The sequence below is a fragment of the Streptomyces sp. NPDC005393 genome (genome assembly GCF_040606675.1).
GTDB lineage: Bacteria > Actinomycetota > Actinomycetes > Streptomycetales > Streptomycetaceae > Streptomyces.
The window spans coordinates 51,854-59,634 of sequence record NZ_JBEXFG010000042.1 but is presented as its reverse complement, the minus strand read 5'-3'; the positions used below and the strand labels follow the sequence as shown (position 1 = coordinate 59,634).

Annotated in this window: 12 protein-coding genes; all 12 read right to left on the bottom strand. The window is 72.1% G+C overall.

What is annotated here, in order from left to right; genetic code table 11:
* Window positions 1–512 (bottom strand): biotin carboxylase N-terminal domain-containing protein (locus tag ABZS71_RS27845; protein WP_356214497.1); only part of this gene is annotated, 512 nt, incomplete at its 3' end.
* Between the two features lie 53 nt (window positions 513–565).
* A complete protein-coding gene (locus ABZS71_RS27840) occupies window positions 566–1,495 on the bottom strand; it encodes an alpha/beta fold hydrolase (RefSeq protein WP_355855885.1) in 930 nt (309 codons plus the stop codon).
* Between the two features lie 112 nt (window positions 1,496–1,607).
* Window positions 1,608–2,384, bottom strand: a complete 777-nt coding sequence (locus tag ABZS71_RS27835; protein WP_356214495.1) for a DsbA family protein — start codon at window positions 2,382–2,384, stop codon at window positions 1,608–1,610.
* A gap of 64 nt (window positions 2,385–2,448) precedes the next feature.
* The gene (gene fabG / locus ABZS71_RS27830) at window positions 2,449–3,216 is read right to left on the bottom strand and encodes a 3-oxoacyl-ACP reductase FabG (protein ID WP_355855879.1); all 768 of its coding nucleotides are present in this window, start codon (window positions 3,214–3,216) and stop codon (window positions 2,449–2,451) included.
* A gap of 16 nt (window positions 3,217–3,232) precedes the next feature.
* Entirely contained in the window at window positions 3,233–3,706 is a 474-nt protein-coding gene (locus ABZS71_RS27825) for a beta-hydroxyacyl-ACP dehydratase (RefSeq protein WP_356214493.1), read from the bottom strand.
* Window positions 3,703–4,104 carry a 3-hydroxyacyl-ACP dehydratase gene (locus ABZS71_RS27820; protein ID WP_355855873.1) on the bottom strand — a complete coding sequence of 134 codons (402 nt, stop codon included), beginning with the start codon at window positions 4,102–4,104 and terminating at the stop codon, window positions 3,703–3,705. Before ABZS71_RS27820 ends, ABZS71_RS27825 begins: the two co-directional genes overlap by 4 nt.
* A 1-nt stretch (window position 4,105) precedes the next feature.
* Window positions 4,106–4,360, bottom strand: coding sequence for an acyl carrier protein (locus tag ABZS71_RS27815; RefSeq protein WP_355855870.1), 255 nt, complete (start codon window positions 4,358–4,360; stop codon window positions 4,106–4,108).
* A 92-nt stretch (window positions 4,361–4,452) separates the two neighbouring features.
* Window positions 4,453–5,592: a beta-ketoacyl synthase N-terminal-like domain-containing protein gene (locus ABZS71_RS27810; RefSeq protein WP_356214491.1), complete on the bottom strand. Its 1,140-nt coding sequence runs from the start codon at window positions 5,590–5,592 to the stop codon at window positions 4,453–4,455.
* A 188-nt stretch (window positions 5,593–5,780) separates the two neighbouring features.
* Window positions 5,781–6,212: a hypothetical protein gene (locus ABZS71_RS27805; protein WP_356214489.1), complete on the bottom strand. Its 432-nt coding sequence runs from the start codon at window positions 6,210–6,212 to the stop codon at window positions 5,781–5,783.
* 3 nt (window positions 6,213–6,215) lie between these two features.
* Window positions 6,216–6,623, bottom strand: a complete 408-nt coding sequence (locus tag ABZS71_RS27800; protein ID WP_355855861.1) for a hypothetical protein — start codon at window positions 6,621–6,623, stop codon at window positions 6,216–6,218.
* Window positions 6,623–6,949, bottom strand: a complete 327-nt coding sequence (locus tag ABZS71_RS27795) for a hypothetical protein (RefSeq protein ID WP_356214487.1) — start codon at window positions 6,947–6,949, stop codon at window positions 6,623–6,625. The genes ABZS71_RS27800 and ABZS71_RS27795 overlap by 1 nt, the downstream gene beginning before the upstream one ends.
* 16 nt (window positions 6,950–6,965) lie before the next feature.
* Entirely contained in the window at window positions 6,966–7,757 is a 792-nt protein-coding gene (locus ABZS71_RS27790; RefSeq protein WP_356214485.1) for an SDR family oxidoreductase, read from the bottom strand.
* Window positions 7,758–7,781: the final 24 nt, after the last annotated feature.

The following is a 7,781-nucleotide window of genomic DNA, read 5'->3' as shown; positions in this document are numbered from 1 at the left end:
CGGGCGACTTTCAGGCCGCGGCCGCCGCCGCCGAAGGCGGCCTTGATGGCGATCGGCAGCCCGTGTTCGCGGGCGAAGGCCAGGACCTCGTCCGCGCCGGAGACGGGGTCGGGGGTGCCGGCGACCAGGGGGGCGCCGGCGCGCTGGGCGATGTGGCGGGCGGCGACTTTGTCGCCGAGGTCGCGGATCGCCTGGGGCGGGGGGCCGATCCAGGTGAGGCCGGCGTCCAGGACGGCCTGGGCGAAGTCGGCGTTCTCGGAGAGGAATCCGTAGCCGGGATGGATGGCGTCCGCGCCGGATTCGGCCGCCGCGGCCAGGACCTTGGCCTGGTCGAGATAGCTGGCCGCCGGGGTGTCACCGCCCAGCGCGTAGGCTTCGTCGGCCGCGCGCACATGGCATGCGTCCCGGTCCGGATCGGCGTAGACGGCAACGCTCGCGATCCCGGCATCCCGGCAGGCACGGGCAACACGGACAGCGATCTCGCCACGATTGGCGATGAGCACCTTTTGCATGCTCTCTCTTTCCTCTTCCAGAAGTACCGTCCCGGTCGAGGACGGTCAGGTTGCTACCCCAGGGCCCGCTTGAGAAAGTCCAGTACCACGCGCGCGTATGCCTCGGGATCGGTCTGCAGCCCGAGCAGATGCTCGGCACCCGGCAGGACGTGCGTCTCGGCCTGGGCATAGCGCTCGGCCAGCGCGTCCACCGAGGAAGGCGGCACGATCGCATCGTGCTCGCCCGACATGAACAGCAGTGGGATCTTGGCGAACTTGCCCGTCGCGGGCGGTGGCCAGTGGGCCCGGAGCATAGCCGGACCCACCGCACACAGGGTCCGTGTCACCACCGACCGGGACGGCTCACCGCTGAGCAGGGCGGGCATCGGCAGCGCCTCCGCCTCCAGGAACTTGCGCAGCAGCGGCGGGACATCGTGCCCCGGCCCGCTGTCGCACACCAGTGCGTCAACCTCGAACCCGTCGTGCGTCAGCGCCCACATGGAGGAGAAGCACGAGAAGGAGAAGCCGTAGACGGCTATGCGCGCCGAGGCGTAGCCCTGCCGTCCGCGCAGATGGGACACCACCGCGGTGACATCGCTCGCGAACCGGTCGCCGAGGCCGAGCAGCGCCCGGTCGTCGCTGCTGGCCCCGTGGTTGCGGTGGTCGAACAGACAGACGGTGTACCCGGCGTCGTGCAGGAACTTCGCATGGCCGAGGCTGTGGTCCTTGCCCGCCCCCATGCTGTGCCCGAGCACCACCACCTTGTCCGTGGCCCCGGGGCACAGCCAGGCGTGGACGTACTTCCGGGCCGCGAAGGGGACCTTCAGCTCCGTACAGGGCAGCCCGTGGTCCCGCGGATGCTCTTGCTGTGCCCGGCGCCGCGGGTGGAAGGCCAGATACGCCAGCGAGGCCCCGTACAGCGGGGCGATGGGCAGCGCCGCGAGCGAGAGGGCGCGGGCCCCCAGCGAGGGATGCCGCACCGACTTCTGGCGTGGCTCGGGCATCTGCGGCCTCCAGGAGGGGAAGGAGTGTCCGTCGGCGGTCAGGGCGGTCTCGTCTCGGTCGGGACGGGCGGGTAGGCAGGAACACTGTGTGAACGAGCGGGCGGGCGAAGAGTCAGCCACACCCCCCGGCATGGCCCTGGTCACCCGATCGAGTGGCGGCGAAGTCCGTACCGGCCGCCCGCCCGGCGCCCGGCGGCTCAGGGGGCGGCGGCGTATCCCGGGAGCGGGAGTGGGAACGGGAGCCGGCGCCGGGACCGGACGCGGAACGCGAGCGGACCGCGTCGGCGAACGCGGGCAGCCGGTCCACCCCCCAGAACTTCTCATAGCCCTGGGTGAAGAACGGAACGCCGAACGCCCCGTCGTCGCTGAGCGCGAGCAGGGCCTGGAGCCCCTCCCCGCCGCGCAGCCCGTCGTCGTCGGCCGCGCCCACCACCGGGTCGGCCGGAAGGCCGAGCTCCGCGGCGATCGCGGCGATGGTCCTACGGTCGCAGATGTCGCGCCCCTCCAGCCAGCGCGCCCGGTAGACCCGCTCGATGTACGCGGGGCCGCGGCCCGCGTCCAGCGCGAGGAAGTACGGCAGATGCGGCACCTCCCAGACCGGGTCCAGATCCACCGGCCAGGTGACCGCGAGCCCGCGGTCGGCCGTCAGCCGGCGCACATCCTGGAGGATATAGAGATGCTTGTCCCGTGACATCGCCGTGTACGGAAAGCGTCGCCGGTGTTCGGCCATCCGGCGCTCACCGTCCGCGTCCGGTTCCCACCAGGGGTGCCATTCCACCGCCTGTGCGACATCCGGATAGCGGTCCATCAGGTCACGGTAGGCGATCCAGCTGTACGGACTGCGGAAATTGAAATAGAAGCGCGGCACATTGCTGCGCTTGGCTGTCACGTCCGTCCCCCTCCCTCATCCTTCTCGTCCGTCGCTTCTCTTCCGAGGACGGTGCCGCCGTGTGTCAGAGGACGATGCCGCCGTCCACCTGGAACACCGCGCCGGTCACATACTCCGCGCCGACCAGGTACGCGACCATGTCGGCGACCTCGTCGGGGCGGCCGAAGCGGCGGAGCGGGATGCGCTCCTCCGCCTCCTTCCGCACACTGTCGGACAGCTCGGCCGTCATATCGGTCTCGACAAAGCCCGGCGCGACCACATTGGCCCGGATGCCGTACCGTCCGACCTCCTTGGCGAGCGACTTGGTGAAGCCGATGATCCCTGCTTTGGACGCGGCGTAATTGGATTGTGTGGCATTGCCGTGGACACCGGCGACCGAGGAGATGTTGATAACGCATCCGGACTTGCGTTTCATCATTCCGAACACCACGGAACGGCATACGTGGTAAGTGCCGTCCAGGTTCACGGCCATGACGTCCCGCCACTCCTCGTCCTTCATCAGCAGTAGCGGATTGTCCCGGGTAATGCCCGCGGAGGTGACGGCGACCTCGACGGGGCCGAGCGACTCCTCGGTGAAGGCGATCAGCTCGCGCACCGCGTCCGCGTCGCCGACGTCCGTCTGTCTGCCGATCACCCGCCCGCCGCCGAGCCGCGCCGCCTCCTTCTCCAGCGCGCGGGCGGCGTCGGGGTTCGAGCGGTGGCAGAACGCCACATCGAAACCGTCCCGGGCCAGCCGTAGTACGGTCGCGCGGCCGATGCCGCGCGAGCCGCCGGAGACCAGCGCGACCCGCCCCTCGTTGCCGGGCGCAGGATCGGAGATACGGTCGGACATACGGTGAGGTCCCTCCCTAGGCGCCGGTCAGCTCGGTTGCCGGACGCATCGTCATCGTCAGCCGCCCGACGGTGAGGACGGTCTCGTCCCCGACCAGGCTCTCTCCCTCGAAGACGAAGGTCTCGCCGACCTGGCGGGCCAGCCGGACATGGTGCTCCACCACATCGCCGGGGATCACCGGGCGGTGGAACTCGGCGTCCGTGATGCCGCCGAGCAGCATCGCCTTGCCGGTGCGTACGTCCGGATTGGGCCGGTCCCGGGCGACCAGCACCCCGGCCACATGGCACCAGGACTCGAGGAGCACCGTCCACGGGTAGTGGTAGTCCTCCTCGGGCGCGGTGTCGAGCACCTTCGCGTACCAGGGCTCATTGCAGGTGACCGCCTTCAGCCCGCGGGCCCGCTCGCCCGGGACCAGCTCGGTGACCCGGTCGACCAGCAGCATGGGGTAGCGGTGCGGCAGTATCCGCTTGATCTCGCTGACGGTGATCACGCGACGGCCTCCCGGCGCTCGAAGCGCAGCCGTATCTGCGCGGCGGGCCCGCGTCCGGTTGTGGCCGACGCCCGGCAGCGCCAGGCCCCGTCCTTCCGGGACCAGGTGAGCTCGCAGCTCAGCGTGGACCCGGGGTAGACCGGGCTGAGGAAGCGGGAGGACTCGACGGCCGCCAGGACCCACCGCCCGCCCGGCTCGGGCAAGGTGGCGAGGGCACCGCGCTGGACGTACTCGACGACACACACCCCGGGGAAGATGGGGAACCCCGGGAAGTGGCCCGCGAAGACCTTCTCCGCCTCGCCTACCACGACCTCGCAGCGGGCGGGACGCTCGCCCGGGACGCCCGGGTCGAGAACCGCCACGGCGCCGTCGACCGGTCCGCACGCGGCCGCCGTCATCTCACTTCTCCAGCTTCGAGGCGAGCAGGTCGTACACCTTCCGCAGACAGGTGACCTCCTTCATCTCCCGCTCCTCCAGCTTGACGGAGTACTTCTTCTCCAGGACGACCATGACCTCCAGGGCCATGAGCGAGTCCACGCCGAGCGTCTTGACGAAGTCGGCGTCGTCGGTGACGTCCTCCTCGTCCACATCGAGCACATCCGCGACGAAGGTGCGCAGCTCTTCCTTGTCCAGGGCGGCGGTGGCGTCAGCCATGCGGGGGTCTCCTTCCGCTTTCAGCGGGTCTCGGGGTGATGAGCCGGCCGTCGTATCGACCAGCTCCCTGTGCTGACGGACCGGCCGGCCCGTCAGCGGATCCGCAGCAGGGCCGCGCCGACCACGCCGTCCCGGTCGGCCGTGGTGACCAGGGCGTGGGCGCCGGGGGCGATCTCCTTGCGCTCGGCGAGCGCGAGGACGGCGGCGATCTGGAAGGCCGCCGAGGCGGCACAGGTGTCCCCGATCGTGTCGGCGGCCGTGATCCGGGGCGGCTCATGGCCGCCGAGGGCGTCGGCGAGGGCGGCGCGCTCGGCCTCCCCCTCCGCGCCGGGCGCCCGCGAGTCGGCGACGGCGCGGATCTCGCCGGGGGCCACGCCGGTACGGTCCAGCAGCCGGCGGATCGCGTCGGCGAGCACCGTACGGGCCGCCGCCACGTCCGCGGCGCAGCCGAACTCCAGGCCCGCGACCTCGGCGAGGCCGCCCCGGCCGTGCTCGCGCGCGCGGGCGTCCGGCTCCAGCAGCCAGACGGCCGCGCCCTCGCCGAGCACGGCGGCGCGGTCGCCGTCGGCGCGGGCGTGCCACTCCAGCCAGGCGCGGGCGGAGGAGAACTCCTCGACCGCCCCGCACAGCACGGTGTCCGCCCGCCCGGCGCGCTGCAGCCGCAGCGCGTACTGGAGCGTGAGCAGCCCGGTGGCGCGGCCGCCCGCGATGGTGGTGTTGGGGCCCTTGAGCCCGTGCCAGATGGCGGACTGGCCGGCCGCGCAGTTCATGACCGTATTGGGGAACCGGGCCGGGTCCACGAAGAAGGGCTTCTCGCCGACCAGCGAGTCACGGGTGAAGTCCATGATGCTCTGGGCGGATCCGGTGCTGGTGCCGAGCGCGAGACCGGTGTGCTCGCCCACGCCGGGCAGCCGCTCACCGGCCCCCTCCCCCTCGCGCCCGTCGTCCCCTGGCCCGTCGCCGTCGAGCAGCCGGCGGATCGCGGTGACGGCGAGACCGGTGGCCCGGTCCATCGAACGGGTGCCCTTACGGCCCAGGATCTGCCGGATGTGGAAGTCGGGCACGAGACACGCCTCGCGGAACGGCACGGACCACTCCTCGGGATCCAGCGGCCGACCGGCTGTGCGGCCCGACCGCAGCCCGGCGGTGAAGTCCGCCCCGTGCGGTCCCAAGGGCGATACGGCGGTCCAGGCGGAGATGACCGGGCCGCCCGCGGCGGGTGCGTTGACCATGGGTCCGTGGGCTCCTTCGGTGATGGCGTCAGTGGTACGGAGGCCGCGGGCGGCAGTACGGGGGCCGTGGGCGGCAGTACGGGGGCCGTGGGCGGCAGTACGGGGGCCGCGGGCGGCAGTACGGGGGCCGCGGGCGGCAGTACGGGGGCCGTGGGCGGCAGTACGGGGGCCGTGGGCGGCGGGCGCGGTCACAGGAACCACACCTGTTCGTAGGAGGGCCAGCGCGCCGCGAGGCCGTCGCCCTCGACGACGCGTACGCCCGGCAGCAGCCGGTCTGTGGCGGTGGGCCCCAGCGCGGCCAGATCGGCCTCCTCGACCAGCACGGTGACCCCGGCGGCGAGCAGCTTCCGCACCGAGGCGCGCGGATCGGGCAGGGTGTCGAGGGTCCGGGCGCCGATGCGCAGCGACGGCGAGGCGTCGGTGCCGGTGCCGGTGCCGGTGCCGAGGGCGGTGCCGGTGCCGAGGGCGTAGCTAGCGGCGGGGCCGCGCAGCGCCAGATCGCAGCCGCCGCTCTGCCGGTGCAGATCGGGGACACAGTAGAGCGCGTCGGCGAACTGGGTCTCGATCGAGCCCCGATACGCCTTCTCCATGATCAGCAGCCAGCGCGCCTGGTCCGTCATGGCTCAGCACACCCCCATGACCAGGCTCTTGTCCGCCGCGTCGACATGCTGGGCGAAGACGAAGGGGGCGCGCGTACGGACCTGCGGGATCTGGGCGGCCACGCCCCGCTCCTCGGCGCAGAAGCGGCAGACGTACCAGTACAGCCGGTCGGGGTGGTCGGCGATCAGCTCGCGGACGACCCGGGCGGTGGACGGGTGGTCGCGGCCGAGGTCGGTCAGGTCGCGCGGTTTGGTGTCGCCGAGGCTCGCGCTGGTCAGCCGGGTGGCGTCGCCGCAGGTCCAGATCTGCACCCGGGCGCCGCGGTCGAGCAGCGCGGTGGCCAGCCGCAGCGCCGAGGTGACCAGATCGCTCTGGTGGGGGGCGCCGAAGAGGTTGAGCAGGACATCGGTGGGGGGAACGGGCCGGGGCATCAGTGCCACACCGCCCTGAGCCGGGGCTCCAGCAGCTTGGCGGCCACGTCGTCCATCTCCACCAGCCGGGCGGCGGGCAGCAGATCGGCCGCGGGCAGGGCCCGCTGGGCAGCCGAGAAGGCGTCCACCCATAGTTCGCCGCCGCCCAGCAGCAGGGTCTTGACGCCCCGCGAGGCGCCGGGCAGCGCGGCGGTCACCCCGTTCTCGACGAGGAACAGCACCACATGGTGGCCGCCCTCGGCCAGCCGTACCGCGTCGCCGAAGAACCGATCGCAGGCGGGTCCGGTCTGCGGTCCGCCGCTCTCGATGAGCAGATGGTCAGTCATGGGCCCGTCCTCGTCATCAGGTCAGCAGCTCGCCGCCGTCGACCCCGATCGCATTTCCGGTGATCCAGGACGAGTCGGTGCGGGACAGCAGGGAGACGGCCTCGGCGACGTCCTCGGGCCGGGTCAGCCGCCGGTGCGGATTGAGCTCCCGGGCGTACGCGGCGAGCCGCTCGCTGTCCGGGATGCGCTCCATGGACGGGGTCCGGGCCACCCCGGCGCGCAGGGCGTTGACGGCGATGCCCGAGGGTGCCAGCTCCAGGGCGAGTTGGCGCACATGGGACTCCAGGGCGGACTTGGCCGCGGAGACGGCTCCGTAGTTCGGCATGACCCGCGCCCCTCCGGCACTGGTCATCGCGTACACCTTGGCGCCCTCGCGGAGCAGTCCCGCGGTGAACAGGTCCTGGGTCCAGTAGACGAGCGAGTGCGCCATGACGTCGAGGGTCATGTTCATCTGGCGAGAGGTCAGCCGCCTCTCGGCGTCGGGGTCGAGGTACGGCAGCAGGGTGCCGAAGGCGAGTGAGTGCACCAGGACGCGGATGCCCTTGCCGCCGGTCAGCCGCTCGAACGCGGGCAGCAGTTCCTCGCGGGTCCGGGCGGAGGCCGCGTTGGCGTTGAAGAAGTGCGCCTCGACGCCCTGGCCGCGCATCTCCTCCCGGGCGACGGCGGCCTTCTCCTGGCCGTCGGTGGTGTCGAAGTGGACGCCCAGGATGTTGACGCCCGTACGGGCCAGCTCATGGGCGATGGCCAGGCCCATACCGCTGGAGGCGCCCAGCACCAGGCACCAGGAGCCTTCGAGTGAGGTGATCATCGGTCGCTCGCCCTCCGTCTTCCG

Bases quoted from the DNA above. Each gene is read 5' to 3' on its own strand.
- ABZS71_RS27840 (WP_355855885.1), bottom strand. From the start codon at position 1,495: ATGCCCGAGCCACGCCAGAAGTCGGTGCGGCATCCCTCGCTGGGGGCC.
- ABZS71_RS27795 (WP_356214487.1), bottom strand. From the start codon at position 6,949: ATGACTGACCATCTGCTCATCGAGAGCGGCGGACCGCAGACCGGACCC.
- ABZS71_RS27820 (WP_355855873.1), bottom strand. From the start codon at position 4,104: ATGACGGCGGCCGCGTGCGGACCGGTCGACGGCGCCGTGGCGGTTCTC.
- ABZS71_RS27800 (WP_355855861.1), bottom strand. From the start codon at position 6,623: ATGCCCCGGCCCGTTCCCCCCACCGATGTCCTGCTCAACCTCTTCGGC.
- ABZS71_RS27815 (WP_355855870.1), bottom strand. From the start codon at position 4,360: ATGGCTGACGCCACCGCCGCCCTGGACAAGGAAGAGCTGCGCACCTTC.
- fabG (WP_355855879.1), bottom strand. From the start codon at position 3,216: ATGTCCGACCGTATCTCCGATCCTGCGCCCGGCAACGAGGGGCGGGTC.
- ABZS71_RS27810 (WP_356214491.1), bottom strand. From the start codon at position 5,592: ATGGTCAACGCACCCGCCGCGGGCGGCCCGGTCATCTCCGCCTGGACC.
- ABZS71_RS27790 (WP_356214485.1), bottom strand. From the start codon at position 7,757: ATGATCACCTCACTCGAAGGCTCCTGGTGCCTGGTGCTGGGCGCCTCC.
- ABZS71_RS27805 (WP_356214489.1), bottom strand. From the start codon at position 6,212: ATGACGGACCAGGCGCGCTGGCTGCTGATCATGGAGAAGGCGTATCGG.